The organism is Paenibacillus plantarum (genome assembly GCF_013141695.1).
Lineage (GTDB): Bacteria > Bacillota > Bacilli > Paenibacillales > NBRC-103111 > Paenibacillus_E > Paenibacillus_E plantarum.
In genome coordinates, this window is record NZ_WHNY01000026.1 from 148344 (window position 1) to 165926 (window position 17583).

12 protein-coding genes are annotated in these 17583 nt (G+C 44.1%); all 12 read right to left on the reverse strand.

Features of this window, described 5'->3' with window-relative positions:
* Window positions 1–95 precede the first annotated feature (95 nt).
* Window positions 96–5204, reverse strand: coding sequence for a glycoside hydrolase family 97 N-terminal domain-containing protein (locus GC096_RS07630; RefSeq protein WP_171629632.1), 5109 nt, complete (start codon window positions 5202–5204; stop codon window positions 96–98).
* A gap of 296 nt (window positions 5205–5500) precedes the next feature.
* Window positions 5501–6991, reverse strand: coding sequence for a response regulator transcription factor (locus GC096_RS07635; protein WP_171629633.1), 1491 nt, complete (start codon window positions 6989–6991; stop codon window positions 5501–5503).
* Window positions 6988–7869 carry a sensor histidine kinase gene (locus GC096_RS07640; protein WP_171629634.1) on the reverse strand — a complete coding sequence of 294 codons (882 nt, stop codon included), beginning with the start codon at window positions 7867–7869 and terminating at the stop codon, window positions 6988–6990. The genes GC096_RS07635 and GC096_RS07640 overlap by 4 nt, the downstream gene beginning before the upstream one ends.
* Window positions 7839–8708 (reverse strand): cache domain-containing protein, encoded by an 870-nt coding sequence (locus GC096_RS07645; protein ID WP_171629635.1) that lies wholly within the window; start codon window positions 8706–8708, stop codon window positions 7839–7841. The genes GC096_RS07640 and GC096_RS07645 overlap by 31 nt, the downstream gene beginning before the upstream one ends.
* A gap of 30 nt (window positions 8709–8738) precedes the next feature.
* Window positions 8739–10040, reverse strand: coding sequence for an ABC transporter substrate-binding protein (locus GC096_RS07650; RefSeq protein WP_171629636.1), 1302 nt, complete (start codon window positions 10038–10040; stop codon window positions 8739–8741).
* Between the two features lie 69 nt (window positions 10041–10109).
* On the reverse strand, window positions 10110–11198 hold the full coding sequence (locus GC096_RS07655) for a galactose ABC transporter substrate-binding protein (protein ID WP_171629637.1): 1089 nt from the start codon (window positions 11196–11198) through the stop codon (window positions 10110–10112).
* A 262-nt stretch (window positions 11199–11460) separates the two neighbouring features.
* Window positions 11461–12399, reverse strand: coding sequence for a magnesium transporter CorA family protein (locus GC096_RS07660; protein ID WP_171629638.1), 939 nt, complete (start codon window positions 12397–12399; stop codon window positions 11461–11463).
* 730 nt (window positions 12400–13129) lie between these two features.
* A complete protein-coding gene (locus GC096_RS07665; protein WP_171629639.1) occupies window positions 13130–13864 on the reverse strand; it encodes a ThuA domain-containing protein in 735 nt (244 codons plus the stop codon).
* Window positions 13865–13875: 11 nt separating this feature from the next.
* Window positions 13876–14238 (reverse strand): SGNH/GDSL hydrolase family protein, encoded by a 363-nt coding sequence (locus tag GC096_RS07670; protein WP_171629640.1) that lies wholly within the window; start codon window positions 14236–14238, stop codon window positions 13876–13878.
* A 17-nt stretch (window positions 14239–14255) separates the two neighbouring features.
* On the reverse strand, window positions 14256–15716 hold the full coding sequence (locus tag GC096_RS07675; protein ID WP_171629641.1) for a glycoside hydrolase family 88 protein: 1461 nt from the start codon (window positions 15714–15716) through the stop codon (window positions 14256–14258).
* Window positions 15717–15731: 15 nt separating this feature from the next.
* Window positions 15732–16490 (reverse strand): sugar phosphate isomerase/epimerase family protein, encoded by a 759-nt coding sequence (locus GC096_RS07680; RefSeq protein WP_171629642.1) that lies wholly within the window; start codon window positions 16488–16490, stop codon window positions 15732–15734.
* Window positions 16441–17538, reverse strand: coding sequence for an alpha/beta hydrolase family protein (locus tag GC096_RS07685; RefSeq protein ID WP_171629643.1), 1098 nt, complete (start codon window positions 17536–17538; stop codon window positions 16441–16443). Before GC096_RS07685 ends, GC096_RS07680 begins: the two co-directional genes overlap by 50 nt.
* Window positions 17539–17583: the final 45 nt, after the last annotated feature.

Consider the following 17583-nt stretch of genomic DNA (forward strand, 5'->3'; position numbering starts at 1 on the left):
CCAACATCCCCAGACCGTAGCTTATCGCTATGGGATGGTTCCTACTTTGGCGGGCTTCTATTTGGACAAGCGCCTTTAGTAAACCAAAGGCTTGCTTATTTCAGGGTATCCAGGAGGCTCTTAAGCTCCGGATTAGTCTCTAGAACGTGCAGTACAATAGTTAACGCTTCGGCACGGGAAGCCTGCTTGGCTGGAAGAAACATACCCTCTCCCACCCCGCTGATGATGCCGGCTGCCGCCGCTTGCCCGATCTGCTCCTTATTCCATGTCTCATCCAGATCCGAGAAGCTGGAGGACGCAGTATTAACGCTATTCAGGTTAATGATCTTGGAGATCATTGCAATAATCTCCGCACGACTGATTTCCCGATCAGGCAGGAATGTGCCGTTCTCGTAGCCGGAAATTATACCTTTTTGTTGCAAGGCTATAATGGAGTTTTCAGCCCAGTGACCGGAAATATCACTTAAGGAGCTTCCGTTAGCGTTACCTGCAAGGCCAAATACCTTGGCAATAACCGTAGCGAACTCCGCTCTGGTGATGCTTCCATCCGGGTGGAAGCTGCCGTCCTGATAACCGGTAACCAATCCTAACTTCACAAAGATACCAATGGTGGAGTCAGCCCAATGAGAAGAAGTATCCGTAAATTCCAACGGAGCCGGAATGGACTTGGCTTCCTCAACTTTTTGTGCGAAGCCGGTTAGCACGCTGGCAATATCAACGACATTGGCCATGAATTGCACTCCCGGCTGTACAGGTTCAGTCACTGGTTTTTCTGGATCCGTTCCTGTTCCTGCTCCTGCTCCTGCTCCTGTTCCTGGACCTGCTCCTGGACCTGCTCCTGGACCTGCTCCTGGATCTGTTCCTGGATCTGTTCCAGCAAGTGCTTCTACTGCTGCTTGAATTGCTGCTGCTGCTTCATCCACTTCCTGCTGTGTAGCATTCATATTTGCAGCTACATCTTTTCCTGCATTCAATTTAGTAACTAATGCTGCCCAACTGCCTGCTGTGTAGTCTGCTTCTTTCAATGCTTCTACAGATGCTATTGCTTCATTCAGTTCCGTTTTATCAACAACTTCTGGATCTACAACTACAAGTGCTTCAACTGCTGTTTGAATTGCTGCTGTTGCTTCAGCCACTTCCTGCTGTGTAGCATTCACTTTTGCAGTTACATCTTTTCCTGCATTCAATTTAGTAACTAATGCTGCCCAGCTTCCTGCTGTGTAGTTTACTTCATTTAATGCTTCTACAGATGCTATTGCTTCATTCAGCGCCGTCTTATCAACAACTTCTGGTCCCACGGAATCAATGGCTAATGGTACCTTCACACCATTGTAAGTAAAATCGCTGACTTTGATATCAATTGCTGTTTGTCCCCCGCCTGAACCTGCATAGAAACCTACAGAAAGTTGTGCACTTGCTGCCAAATTTGCATTTGTAGTCGTTTTAGGTGTTCCTTTGTCTGTAATTGCTGTCCAAATTTCACCATCATAGCTATAGGAATTAGTAAATGTACTGCCCGCTTTTTGAATTTTTACGTAAACATCCTGATTATAATTATCATCTGCGTTGTAATATTCAGAGGTACCTCCTGAGGTTGACATTACACCGAGCGCCTGAGGGTGACTTCCCCCCATTATGCCGCTGTGATAACGCCGTCCTGCTGCTACCGATAAGCTATTCGGATTCGCTTTATCAAAGACTGTGATAAATCCACCTTGATAATTTGCCTTAAGGCCACCGGAAATCTTAGCAGTGATCGTAAAGTCTTTATCGCCTGCCGGTACGTCCATAGCGAACATGTTTTTCCAGTTATTAGCGCCAAGTACTCCCGTTTCTGTTGTAATTGTTGCAGAATCGGTATTATTGATAATAACATTTTCACTTCGGTTAAGAATTGACCATTTATTACTATCAAGAACATACCTTGGAGGTGTAACCGTTACTTTAATTTCTTTTTTTACAGTTGCGTTGAAAGCAGAAGTTACCGTTACTGTAGTCTCACCTTCAGCAACGCCTCGGATGACACCGTTCTGATTAACAGTTGCGATTGTTGCATCTGCAACACTCCATATAACATCTTTGAATTCTGCTTTTACCGGACTGAGCGTAAGTGCTACCGGATTAGATAAATATCCTTTTTCTACGGACACTTTTGCCGGAGTGGCAACGATTGAAGTAATGCTATCCAACTCTGCTGTCGGAACTGCACGTAAGGCATATCCGCCACCATAAAGTACATTTACGTCCAATACGGTTTGGTTTGTAACATTCGGGATAATTTTCATATCTAGATCTTGTCTGCCGTTTTCTGTGTAAAGCAATACCGTATACGCTTTGTCTGCGTCAAGCGATTTTAATGGAACTTGCATCGTTTTTGGATTCACACTGATTCCAGAAACATACCAGTTCGTTCCGGCTCTTCTTGCTATGTTCAGATAATCGCCAACTTCACCATTAACTAATTCTGTTTCATCCCATTTTTTCGGGTAATTTTTATAGTAGGACATGCCTTCTGGGTTACTTCTATAAGCATCCGGCGGAGAACCCATACTGTGAATTCCGTCTTCAATCAACGCTGTCAATGCGATCTGGAATCCCATAGTCGTCTTGTTAGGATCTTTAGATTTGATTTCTTCAGTAACCTCTGCCGGTCCAATTGCCGCTCGGATAAACGGAATCATTGTGTACTGTTCCGCAGTAATACCTCCTGCTTCCTGTCCACGGATTGCTTCATGTCCATATACGTTTGGATACGTACGAATTTCACCGGTTGGTTTATTTGCACCATGTGCAAGAACCATGAGCTTGTACTTCGCCGCATCTTTATACAGATCATCATAAAGCTGCATATTACTCTGGCCTTCCCCATCAAAGAAATCCGGCTTGATGCCTACGATACCTTGTGCAGCCCATTCAGAGAAGTGCTTGTCGCGTTCTGCTTGTGTATCAATATCGCTTACATGTACCCAAGCCCACAATCTAACTCCTTTTTCTTCTGCTAACGCTTTTACTTGCGGCCACCAGTCACGCACACCAGTCACGTTACCACGACCGCCCAGAGCCCAGCCTTCATCAAGGATATAATAATCCCATCCGATTTCAGCTCCAAAGTTAATCCAGTTCACATGTGTTTCAGCTTTGGACTGATCACTGATTCCACTTCCCCAGTTAGCTACCCATGACCAGGAAGATAAACCTGGGTCTACCCATGATTCATAATCATATTTTGCATAATCTGCCGGCGTACTCAAGTTTTCAATCATTGTATTTTCGACAATGTCTTTCGTAGTACCTGTGATGGCCGCTCTCCATGGAGATTTGAAAGGCGTCGTTGTCACTACAGCCTTCGTCCCTTGTGTCTTAGAGAATGAAACATCTAACATCCCGTTGTCTTTGACTGTAAACATAGAACCCGTGTAAGTTCCGTTGAGGTCTGCTTCTGAGAACAGCGTCCAGACACCATTTTTCCCATATAAGAATGGTATGGAGGGAGTAGAGCCCGCTGCTAATCCTTCAGTTGTCGTTTTTGTATACTGACCTTCATAGTTCCATGTAGCTGAAGTATAGTTCATCCAATATACATCTGCTTCTTTCGGAAGCTGCAAGCCTGATACTTCATCACTGATTTTAATCTCTTTGGCCACATCTGTGTGGACAGCATATCTGTATGCCGTTCCATCATCATAGGCGCGGATTATCAAATCAAATGTAACAGAATTATCATTCTTCCTTGCAAATGTAAGCGTTTGTTCTTTGTAGTGATTGGTATATTCATTACTCTTACCGGAAAGCACCTTATAGCTTTCGTTGATTTCTTTCACTTCTGAAGTTTCTCTTAATACAAGACCACTCGTAAAGTCACCTAAGCTGGTTACTAAACCAAGTGGTGATGTCCCAATATTTTGTACACCATTCTTTTCCGCAGTATATTGCAGAACGCCACCTGTGATCATTTCTACCTTCATCTTGGTATGGCCATCTGGAGATGAAAGTTCCCATGATTCTTCTGTCTCAATATCTCCAACTTGAATGGCCAGAGTAGCTGTTCTTGTAACTTCGCCCAATGTTGCTTTGGCAGTAATGACTACATTACCGTTATGTATACCTGTAACAACACCATTTTGACTAACCGTTGCCACATCTACATCACTGCTTGTGTAAACTACCGAATCAAATTCTGTAATCTCACTACCATCATAATCTGAACCTGTCACGTTAAGCGGTTGTGTATGTGCAGCACCTACACCCATTTCTGTTTCACCAGAAAGCACAACGGATTTTAATGCCTTTGAATTTATAGCGAAAGGTACCGGTTCACCACCAATTCTCAGATCAGAGAACGTGATGTTTGTAGGTGTATTCCCGCCACCGTTTGCCGCTGCGATTCCTAAATAAATCTTCTCAGGGTCAATGAGTGCATTACCCTTGTCTATGAATTCATAGTTCTTGCCGCCAGTGGTATCAATAATCTGATTCCAATCTGCTTTGTTGTCACTGTACGCCGCTGCATAGAAACCAGTGATTCTTCCGTTCTGCTTCTGAAGTTTCAGATAGAACTCATTGCCGATGGTTGCAGCACCTTCATAATACTCGCCAGGCGTACCACCATTCTGCATAACGCCCATGAGCATGTTTGTTCCATATGTTCCGCCAAGAAATCCATGAAATCTGCGGACCACACCAACGGCATTCGCACGGTTTTTTCCGCTTGCGATCATCAGTTGAGCTCCCTGATAGTTCGCCGTAAAATTCCCTTTTACTTTCACAGTAAAATCATAGTCCGTCTGGTTCGGAAGCTGATAGTAAAGGGTGTTTTTCATTCCCCCTGCATCATTAATTGCTCCACCTTCCGTTGTGATCGTAATACTTCCATCCGCATTAACAACAAGTTTTCCATTTGTCGGGTTTTCTACTTCCCATGCACTATCCAACACCATGCTTGCTCCTGCCGCAGCTGGCAGCTCCGCCGCAAATGCCTTGTTTACCCCATTTGGGTCAGATACATAAGTAGCTTCGGACACCGATGAAATTCCAGCTTTCGTGACGTTGCTTTCATCAGAATTATATTGGTCTTGTTTAAATAGAGGTTGTTCAGAATTGGCAAAGGCGGCATTCGGCAATCCAATTGGCAGACTGACAATAAGCAAGCTCATAATTAAGAATAGTTTTACCGCAATTTTCGGTGTAGAACGTCTTTTTTGCAATGTTACTCCTCCTCTTTTTCTTCATGTTACCTATCGGCCTTAGCACTTAGACTGACAAGTGGCTCAGGTCCGTCTCCCCCGTAATGGTAACGGAATCTCTGGGATTACAATAATTTTCTAGCCATTCGTACAATGTGCGTTGAGGCATTTCGCGCTCTAGAAACAATGTCCCCACCCTTCATCGCATAGCCTTCCAATGGCTTCAATACATACAGGATAACATGAATGTTGGCGCTTCCATGAGTCTCATAATTAATGTTGACTTGTCCATTTCTATGGTCAATCGACTTCTTTTACTATCCGTTTCTTTTCAACATATGTTTATATTCAGTAGGGGAATGTCCCTCAATTTTTTTAAATAAATTCGTAAAGTGACTAGGATTGAAATACCCGACAAGTTCCGCCGCCTCTTGTATCTGGACAGTTCCTTCTGCTAGAATTTCCTTGGCCTTGTTAATTCGAAGTTCAGTCAAGAAACGCATAATTGTAGATCCCGTTTTCTGATGAAACACGGTACTCAAGTAATTCGGCGTGACATGAAAATGCACCGCAATTAAGTTTGTACCGATCTCGTTCCTATAATTGGTCTTCATGTATTGGATAACTTTCTGCACAATATCCTGGGATGGTTCATCCTTGTTCATTCGTTGCAGCATTCGTTCACCACGCTCCTTCAAAAGCACAATACACCTAGACATGGACGTGCCAGACTCAAGCTGAATTCGCATTGTTGTTGTTAAATAAGTGCCAATTGATTCCATAATGCCGCTACCTTCAAAAAGACGTTCACTCGCTGCAGCGTATTGCTTAATCGCAAACAACGCATCCATATATCCTGAGTACCGATTCTCGCGGTAAGCCTTAACCAATCTCTCCATTCGTTTGCACAGTTCGTGATGTTCACTACTAAAGTGCTGAAACGAATGGTTGTTCCACATTTTACCCAACCCCTTCAAGATACGAAAAATACTGCTCTGAATGATGCGATTCACATATTGATTAATATCATGCAAAGGTAAATGCTCCTGTGAAGAAATGACCGTTAGCTTCAATTCAGAACTATTCCAGCTATCAATAATTTGTTGCAGTCGCAAGATAAATTCGTTCCAGCTTTCCTTGTCTTTGACGCTGTACCGAGGGCCCCCAACGATCGTATACTGACCACTCGGGAGGGCAAAGCAGGTAAGCAACACTCCTTTTGCCGTAAACTCTTCAACAATCCGGTTGATTGAGATGTATACCTGTCTAAACAGTAAGGATTCAGCTGTTCCTTCTAGAGAACAATCCCAAAAAACGACAGCCATTTGAACATGCATGTATGTATACTCGTCCTTAATGCAAACATTATCCTGCTCAAATCCATAACACAGATTCTGCACGGAATTCGCGAATTGTCTTTGTTTGTCTACAACCCTTTCTTGAATAGATGCCTTTGCAGAAAGTAACGCTTCCCGCAACTCCCCTAAACTAAGAGGTTTTAGCAAATAGTTAAGGACACCAAGCTGAATACCTTCTTGGGCATAAATGAACTCCGAATAGCCTGATAAAATAAACCATTCCGTGTGAGGAGAAACAACCTTACCTTCTCTAATAGCTTCAATGCCATTCATACCAGGCATCTTGATATCCACAAAAGCGATATCAGGACGCTGCGCTTGAAGGATGTCTAACAGTTCAGAGCCATTGCCCGCTACTCCCACAACTTCCCACTCACCTTCAATTTGGCGAATCATACTAAGTAATGTTTGTTGTGCTAAATATTCGTCATCGGCAATTACTATTTTCAATTGAATGCCTCCTTGATAGGAATTCGAATATGTATGCGAGTGCCCTCTCCAATCTTGCTGTCCAAAGCAAATTCACCTTCGGGATATGCAAGCTGCAAGCGTTCTTTAACATTGGTTAGACCTACACTTTTCCCAGCTTTACTTACATCAAATCCAGCACCATTATCCGTAACCGAAATAGCTAGCGTATGATAGTTCACCACATGAACATCGACGTTCAATTCCCTTTGCTGATTCAGAGGTTCAATTCCATGAATGATACTATTCTCAACAAGTGGTTGAAGTAATAACTTTGGAATTTGAACGCTCATGCTCTCTGTGTCATATCTAATACGGTATTGCAAACGATCCTGGAACCGGAGCTGCTGCAATTGGCAGTACCAAGTGAGAAAGTCGCACTCATCCTTAACGCAAGTCCAATCTCGCCCAGCAAGAATATACCTAAGCATTTTACTAAGGTGAATGATCGACTCTTCCAGCTTCTCATGCTCTCCAATCCGATTAAGACCAATAAAGCCATTTAAGATATTATAAAGAAAATGGGGTTGGATTTGAGCTTGCAAGGACCGATATTCCGCTTGCTGTTGATTAAATTTCGCTTGATATTCGCGAACAATAAGCTCTTCCACTTGATTAATCATTCGATTAAACGCTAAACCAATTTGCGCTACCTCATCCGTCCCCCTAACTTGCAGACGTGTTTGCAAATTACCGATTTCCACTTTCTTCATCGTCCAGATGATTTCTTTAAACGGACGAATAATCCACTTTGATAGAAGAAAGAAGACAATGACTGTTAAGAAAAGTCCGCAAACAGCGAACAATCCCCCGATAATGTACAACCACCTTAGCTGAGAGATAATTTCTGAATTTGGCAAAAAAAAACCAACTTCCAATGGGCTGTTCCAATATCTCGGCGAATAACCGTGTACGTATTTTCATCCTCTACTAACGAAACTGAGGACTCCCCTACGCTTTTACTCATTAATGTAGATAATGGTGCTGTGGAATAAACCACCTGTTGATTGTCATCGAGAACAGCAATGGTAGCGTTTACGTTAAATTGGAAATCTTGGATTAAATTCCGCAGCACCCCAGTATCTGCATCGGCAATAATAAAAGCAAGCTGTAACTCCGTATCAGGATCTCTTATAATCCTAGCTACCGAGAATACATCTGTCTCTAAAGGCTGCTTCAAGTAGTCTTGCTTATGACTACCAATAAAGACGGCCGACCCCTCTGCTGCCAACGCTTTGCGGTACCATTCTGTGGTAGAAAAGGGATAATTGTTAACTGGCGCTGTCAAACCTGTTGATTTGGCATAGATGGAGCCATCTGAAGTGACCAGCGTCGTTCCTGATATATCTTTTCTAGACATCCGAATAAAATTATGGAACTTTTCATTCAGCACTTCATCCATCTTCAATTTCTCAAGGGGGGAAAGCTGCGCTATAGGATCTTGTTTGGCTTTATATTTAAGCGCCTTCATAATATCGCTGTCAAAGTACGGCGTTAAAGTGAGTCGCTCCAGTTCATTCAGATAGCTTTCAATGTTTTTCGTAAAGGCAGCAGCTGTGCTTTCGGTATATTGTGTTGTCTGATGCAGCAGCAACTTTTGAAAAAAGTTCGGTAGAAAGAATACGATGATAACCGTTGGAATTACAATCGTCCAGAAATACAGCATCATGAGCTTAAAGCGAAAAGAATCAGATCTCATTGCGTTCCTGCCTCCTAGCTTCTAGCCCTTTTATTTGGATAGTCGATTGACTTCTTGTTTCATAAGTTGACCGAACTTCTCTGGAGCTACATCGCCTGCTAGCAACTCAATTCCCAGACTCCGCATCACATCCCACATCCCATTTGGCAAATATATACGATCGAAATAGGGGGTGACACGTACTTGTTCATATAGCTTATAGAACGGTACAAATTCATGTTCGGGAGTTACCCCCTTCAATCCCGGCGGAATTTTTACGACGTCTGCAATTTTTTTCATATTGGACGGCTTTGCGAATTCATTCACCAGCAGCTTTGCTTCGGCCAAATGTTTGGACTTTCTCCAGATGCCCATTGTGTTGCGTTCTCCGCTTGAAAAAGCAGGTTTTCCTCCCACACTTAATGATGGAACTGGCATAATACCAATTCGTGTTTTCGGGTTTACTTCATACGCATCGTCTGCAAAAGAGGGAGAAGCAAATGAAAATGCGACTTTGCCTTCGGCAAACAACTCGGGCAAATCGCTGTATTTTGCCGTGAAAACATCTTGATTGATATATCCATTATCGAACATTTCCTTCCATTTCATGGCAAGCACATTCCACTGGCTCCAGTCCGAATCTGTCGCTGTCAGCGGGTACTTTTTAAAAACATCTGACTTTTCAAATAGAGAGCTTGCGAAATAATCAAAATACTGTCCGATCGTCCATGAATCAATGCCGGAAAAAAAGAAAGGAACGACTTTCCCGTGGCTTTCTTTCACAATCTTATCCGCGGCCATCATCAACTCATCAAAAGTAACTGGCACTTGAGTATGATATTTTTCTAAAACATCCATGTTATAGGAGAAGCCATCCCTCGCTTCACTAATAGGCAATACGTATACTTTCCCCTCGTCATCCGTTACAACCGATTTTATCGTATCTGTCAATTGACTCGCCCACGGCTCATCTCTAAGATCCACCAAATACTTCCCATATCGAATCTTGGCCCAACCATGTGTGTCGAAAATATCTGGCAACTCGTTGGTGGCAAGCTTAACTTTCAGAATCTCTTCATACTGAAAACCAGGGAATTGCAGTTCCACTTTAATTTCCGGGTGTGTGGCCTCGAAGGTGCGTGCAATCTCATAATACACGTTCTGTACTCTTACATCGGTCACATACATGTAGACGGATAACTTTACTTCGCTTGAGGATGCGATCTTTCCACGATCCACCGCAGCCACCTGCTCCTGCTGATTGGATCGCCCCGTATCAGCTATTGTGCAACCCGATAGCATAAGAGAGATGGAAAGCAGCAAGTAGACGAACAGATCCACATATTTTCTCATCAAAAGCCTCCGACTTACCTATAATTTTCTTCCTTAATTCAAAACGGTTACTATTCAATTTGATAACGCTTACCTATTGTTGTTTGATAGATTAATGCTCGTATTTCCTTTCGTAATCTTTTTATAAGGTATCCAGACATATAAACCATCTGCCATTTCGTAGCCAATGTTGGTTTGATCCGGAATCTGTCCAGTGGCCAAGCTATGAGCCACGGCATAGGTTGCTTTTCCTTGATTTACTGCATCATTCAGCACGGTTCCCAGAAGTGCCCCATCTTCCATCGCTTTCATAGCCGAGGCTGTGCCATTGACACCAACAACGGGGATAAATCGATCGGCTGCCAAAAAGTCGTTCTCTTGTATGGCGTCAATAGCCCCAAGCGCCATATCATCGTTATTGGCAAAAACAGCCTCTATTCGATTCCCATATAAACCTAGAAATGTCGACATTTTCGCTCTCCCCTTTGAGCGCTCCCACATTCCCGTATCCTCAGCTAGCTTTTCCACCTTAATACCCGCATCTTCTACGGCTTTAATGGCGAATTTGGTTCGCAACTCGGCATCCTGATGGCCAGGTTCTCCTTTCAACATCACATATTGCAGGACATCATCCTTGTTTTTATCCGCTTCCGGATGCGACTTAAAATAGTCAGCGATCAGTTGACCTGACATTGTACCGGATTGTTCCGCTTTAGCGCCGACATAGTAAACCTTGTCCCATTTTTTCATAGCATCTGCCACAGGCTCCCGGTTAAAAAAGACCACAGGAATGTTGGCTGCTTTTGCCTTCGTAATCATCGCGGCTGCTGCAGTCCGATCTACGGGGTTAATCGCAAGAGCATCCACCTTTTCTTTCACAAATTTATCCATTTGATGATTCTGAGTCGATTGAGAGTTGCGACTATCCGCGAACTCGACGATGACATGGCTATCAGCTGCTGCAAGTATGCTGTTCCTCACTTCTGTCATGAAAGTATCATCAAACCTGTAAATTAGGACTCCAATTTTCAAGGGAGATTTCGGTAAAGTTGAATTTGTTGCAGATTGTGACACAATGTTTATTGGCGCATTAGGATCATCTGATCGCATGATGCTGCATCCGCCCATCATAAGTAAAAGTGGAGTTGCAAGGATGTATAATTTCACTCTCTTCTTCATCACATAGTCTCCATTTAAACAAAATATAAATATTCCCATTATCCTAGAATATTTATATTTCAATGTACATGCATTTTTCTCATATCTCCTACTCTATTTTTAAGGTTACTGGTGACGCTCCGATGCGAAACTGTCATCCATGATAGTTAACAGGAATCTCCAAAAAGTAACCAGTTGCAAATAACCCCATTATATGGCAAATATTCACTAATTAAAAGGGATTAATATCGTATTCTTTATGCACTAAATTCGTTTAAACAATTTATAACATCCTCCTTCTCCATAGCGCAAAACCGATCCAAATAACAATAACTAACGCTATTACAAGTGTAATAATCCATGAGAAAGGATCTTTATCAGCAATGGGTAAGGTAACATTCATACCAAAGAAACTAAATACAAGTGTAGGCAGCGTTAAAAAAACTGTAAATAACGTTAGAGTTTTCATTGTTTTATTTAATTCATTTGATATTAGGGAAGAATACGATCCCGTTATGCTATTCAAAATTCTTGTGTATAATTCTGTGGTTTCAATGGCTTGATTATTTTCAATTTTTAGATCTTCCAGAAGATCTTTGTCATCCTCATATAATGTTAAGGATTTGGTACGAAAAAGTTTGGTTATAACATCCGCATTAGCCTTTAAAGAAGTGAGAAAGTAAACTAAACTTTTCTCAATTTCCATTAGGTCATAGAGTTGCTTGCTTGTTAATGAATCACGCAAATGACTCTCTATTTTAAGTCGTTGTTTGTTGAGCAGTTTTAATTTTTCTATATACAGCGTTGAAAATGACAATAATATCTCTAGAGCAAAACGACTCTTCATCGAAGTGTTAACATTTTTCTTGATCATATTTTCTAAGGAGTTACTAGATTGGTTACAAACAGTTACGACGTAATCCTTTCCTAAAATGATTCCAATAGGAATGGTAATATAAGAATCAAATGCATGCGTATTCTCATCAATAATTGGGAAATCGTTAATAATTAGTGTGCACTCCGTCTCTTCATCATATTGAATCCGTGCACTTTCTTCTAAATCTAACGGATCTTCTAAGAATTCAATTGGAATGTTGTATAGTTCAGATACCTCTATAAGTTCTTCCTTTAATGGGGCAGTAATATTAATCCAGCAATCCTTTTCGAAGTGCCCTATTTTTTCTAGATTTCCATCGCAAGAGGATTTGTAGGTAATCAACATCAGTTATCACTCCTTTCTAGCCACCTTAATTAGATGCAGCTCCTGGACACCTTCCCATGGGATTATTACCTTCAGATGAACATTACTCCCTTTCATTTAATATGATTGCTGGAATATATAAGCTTCCGATTAAAACAGTATTCCCAAGTTTGCTTATTTGATGTCGAATTTTGGTAAGTGTAGCTTATATGGACCTCTGTCAAGAAAGTAGACACTTACTAAGAGAAATTAACTAACGCTTAATGTAATATAGTTCTTCAAATCGATCAGGCGAGACGTAGCCCAAAGAACCATGGATTCTTTTACGGTTGTAAAAAGAGCACAATGTACTCGAACATGTCTTGTTAGGCCTGTGCTTTTTTCCAAAATTTCGTGCAGTAAACAAATTCCTTCTTCAGTATGCTGTGGAACACGCCCCCAAACAAATTAGATGGATTTTATGTAGTTATTTTTGGAGAATCTCCTCAATTGGGAGCATTAGATGGATTTCCTACAGTTAAATTCCGCTCAAATCATCCAAACTGCCAATCCCACTTATATTAGCTGTACTTTTTCCATCTATTCGCTAAATCACAGGGAATACGCCAAAATTAGCTGTATTTTTTACATTTATTTAAAAATCCAGCTACTCAACTGACCTCCTACTCCAACTTTCTCTGCTTTTTCTACTTCTACTCTCCCTGCTACACATAGAAAAACGGAGCCTACTTGGCCCCGTTCATAATCAAGACTATATCTTGGGTTGGATAACTTCCAAAGCCGGTACAGCTTTACCAAAACGCAACGCTTCTCGCTTCACTGGCGCAGCCCAACCTACTGCATTGGAGATGACGCGCAGTACGTTCGCATCATGATAAGTCGGGTACAACTCATGACCGGGACGGAAGTAAAAAATCTTCCCTTGTCCCCTATGAAAGCAGCAGCCGCTCCGAAAAACATTGCCACCTTCGAACCAACTGGTAAACACCACTTCGTCTGGTGAGGGAATATCGAAGAATTCGCCATACATTTCCTCCCGCTCCAATTCAAAAAATGGGCCGATGCCCTCCGCAATGGGATGGCCTGGAGCGATTACCCAGAGCCTTTCTTTTTCCCCTACATCGCGATACAACAAGGAACAGGTCGTACCCATTAGCTTCTTAAATACCTTCGCATAGTGGGAAGAATGTAGCGCGATGAAGCCCATCCCCTGCAGAACGCGGGAAGCAACGCGATCAACGATCTCGTCCGTCACCTCCTTGTGAGCGACATGCCCCCACCAGATAAGTACATCCGTATTGGCCAGCACTTCGTCAGTCAAGCCGTGCTCGGGTTCATCGAGTGTCGCTGTATGAATAGCAAAGTTCCCCGTTAAACCTTCAGCGATAGTATGATGCATGCCATTCGGATACAGCTCTCGAACATTTGGCTTCGTCATCTCATGGCGATACTCGTTCCATATCGTTACTCTGATCGTCTCATTCATCGCTTTCTCTCCTATTCTTCAATCTTTGTCCTGAGCTCGGACAAATGACAGCCATCATTGAACAGCTGAATGGGATATGCAGCACTTTCTTTATACCGTTCTATGCGTCCGAAAGTAGGTTTTATATCTACAAATTGATTCCCAAATTTCCTACTTAACGAAGAAATGACCTTATCAAATTGACGCAATATCTCATTCTTATCCGGACGGCCAGGTGACGGACTCGTCGATAATTGCACAACCCGAATTTGACGTTCTTGCAGTCTAGTCAAGAGTGCGAATCTTCGAGCAGGTACGGCTGACGATAACATACCAGTGCGAGGCGTGAGACTTTCGCCTAGGAAGACGACGGTATCTTGACGTTGTAACAACATCGGAACGTCCCTTCCTTCTACCGCCGCAAAGCGGCATATAATTGACCTAACAAACCAGTAGCCATCTGGAACATCACGCGATAACCGCTTCGTTGCAGTGCTTCCCCGCCTTTATTGCTCTGTGCAACATGCCCTAGAACCCCGTCTGGCGTTACATATTGGAGCAGCGACCGTAGCGCACGCTCAGCTGCTAACCGCGCGTGCTCCGGCAGAAGACCGAAATTGGCGCCAAGCGCGAGTGCCGCAGCAATCCCTGCCGAACCTGAGGTATCTGGTCCTGTTGACGGCTCATCCAGAAACACCGACCATAAGCCTTTTGGCGATTGATACGAGAGCGCCACGTTCGATGCACGGATAAATTCAGCTGCGCAACGATCCGCACCAGCGCTCGAGTGCCCTGCTTCACGCAGCTCCATGAGCGTCCGGATCAGTCCGAGCAAGTACCAAGCATGCGCCCTAGCCCAGTGACGGAAAGTAAGACTTCCATCCGTATAACATCGAAGATAGAGATCACCGTCAGAGTGTGTAAGCAGCTGGCGGCGCACCTCTAATTGCCGTACAGCCGTCTCTGCCAACGCCGCATCTTGCCGAACGCGAGCCAACACTGCCATGGGATAAGCGACCGTATAGCTGCCTTCGGCAGATAGCATACCTGTGCCGCAAATGGCTCCATCCTCACGCAGGTGGGATATCCATAAGCTTATCGCTTGCTCCATGACAGGATGATCTGGCTGCAAACGTGCCCATGCAGCGAATGGCAGCGTACCTTCAATACCGTACACTTTTCCGTCAGATGGCTCACTAAGCGGGTCTTCGTATTTCAGACGATTGTTGTCGTCCAAATAGAGTGCCAAATGCGCTCTCGCCGCTTCTTCAAATCGCGGCTCCCCCAGTGCCTGACTCAAATCCATCAGCCCGTCCAGCACACAACCTTCCAGCCAGCCGAACGGCTGAAGGGAAGACAAGGACGACAGCATGCGAAGCATTTGTTGCTCGCTCGCAAATTGTTGCGTCGATGCACTATCCGATACAAGTAGATGGGGAAACAGAAGTGAAGCTTGGTCACGCAATGTTGAGTCCGGTACTAGAATCCAAAACGGCATGCTTCCCTCTCGCATCCGCAATTCAATCCCTTCCTCAATGACAGCTTCCCAATCATCTGGAATGAGCTGAATTGCAAAAGGTTGCAAAGTAGACGCATAACGAATATCAAATACATCCACTAGGCGTCGAGATTTGATTGTTACGGCCTCAATCAGCACCATTTCTCGAACATCCAGAGCTGCAGTAATTCGAAGTTGAATAGAGTCTCCCACTGGGAATACCGGAATCACTTTATCCGTCCAACCCATACGAACTGTTAGTGATTGTGATCCACCTACCGCTACCGCTTGCCATCCGAACGGAATGCGTTTATTCTCCGGCACCGCAACTTCGACTGTTTGCATGATTTCCGCAAGATGATACTTCAACGTCAAGCATACCCCCTCCTCTCATACGAGCTTCGACAAGCGCAGCAACTGCTCATAACTTATCTGTACGGATTCCATCGGATCGCGACGACAGCGATCTTGTTCGACAACGTACCACTCGATGCCATGCTTTTCACCCCACTGTAGAATAGGCACAAAATCGATCTGTCCCATCCCGATTTCAGCGAAGGTTTGCTCCTCGTCATCCGTCATATCTTTCAGATGAATAATCGGCATGCGTCCCGCATAGGGCTCAATAAACGGATACGGATCGTATCCGCCTTTTTTCACCCAATAGACATCTATCTCAGCAAGCAGTGCATGATCTTCAACCGGATCCAGCAAGTAACGAAGTGCGGACTGACCGTCCACTTCCGTCTCGAACTCGAACGCATGGTTGTGATAACTTAGTCGCAGTCCCCGGCTTTTCAAGTACGCAGCGTACTCATTCAGAAGGCGCTTCATTTCGCGAAATCCATCTGCATTCTTCCAATCATCCGGCGTATTGGAGCAGATTAAATCCCGCGTACCGAATATGGCTGCATCCTCGATCAGTTGCTCCATTTGATCTCTCAGTAGTGGAATACTCACATGAAGGCCCGCTACCTTCATCCCTGTCCCTCGAACGACTTCTGCCAACTCCTTCGGGTCGTAACCATGATAGCCAGCGAACTGTACGCCAGCCCATCCCATATTACCTAATGTCTCCAGCACTTGTGGGAAATTCGTCTTACAGCTTTCCCGCAATGTCGCCAGTTGTATCGCCATTTTGTGTCTCATCGTTGCCTCCAACCTCGCATTCTCCTTCAACCGTTGAACCATCCGACCACTGCAAACGGTAGGAGCAGCGTTGTTCCGTATATATAGAGATTGTTTGCTGATCCAAATCATAATGCAGTGTGGCCAGACGATTTACCGATTCCAAATGTACATGAAAATGCTTCGTATACACGTACCCCCCGACCTGCAAGACACCACTTGGAGCCAATTCGATGGGCAGGCCATGCCGCTGACGATTCGCCTCCGACCGTTCTTGCAAATCATGAAGCTGCTGTATTGTGGCCCTTCCCATATGACTCCGATCGCCTACGCTCGGTAATTCGTCATACTGAATCAGATGGGCCTTGCCCAACAGATTCAGCTGTTCCACATACAGCCGCGACATGATAACAGGAATGCGAATATCCCCATCGCCATGCGTCAAGTACAAGGGCGTATGGAGATTCGCTGCAAGCGCCAACCCGCTTCGCGCCGCATAGCGTTGCGGGTCATCCTGCGGATGGCACCCGATCCATACATCCATGTCATCTCGGAATTCACCTGTTAGATCTTGCTCATACCAACGTGCGTAATCCGATACGCCATACAAAGCGGTTGCTGCCGCAAACAGATCAGGAAACTTGGCTACCGCAGCCAAAACATTTCCGCCACCACCGCTGCCGCCTTCTAAATAGACCAGCTCTGGATCAACAATCCAATCGCCATATTCCTTGCGTACAAACTGCACCGCATCATAGATGTCGATCAATTCCAAACCGTTGCAATCCGCCACGCCGCTCGAGAAAGCCCGCCCGCGCATATCCACCTGAACGACCAAGTATGGCGACTCGCCAGGCTGTTCACGTCGTAAGGGTTGAGGCATACTCATATGCCAACCGTGTAACTGAATGAGAATCGGTGCAGGCAATATTGGCTTTATGACATTCATGGCTAGACGCAATTCCGGAGTGACGGAAGATGCGTAATACAGGAAATCTTGATAAGGTGAACGGAAAGGTTCAAGCAACGTCTTGTTCAACCTTTCACTGTCTTCGTATTGTTCAAGCATGTCTATACTCCTTTCGATACGCAGGAGGAACTTACCACTTTAGAC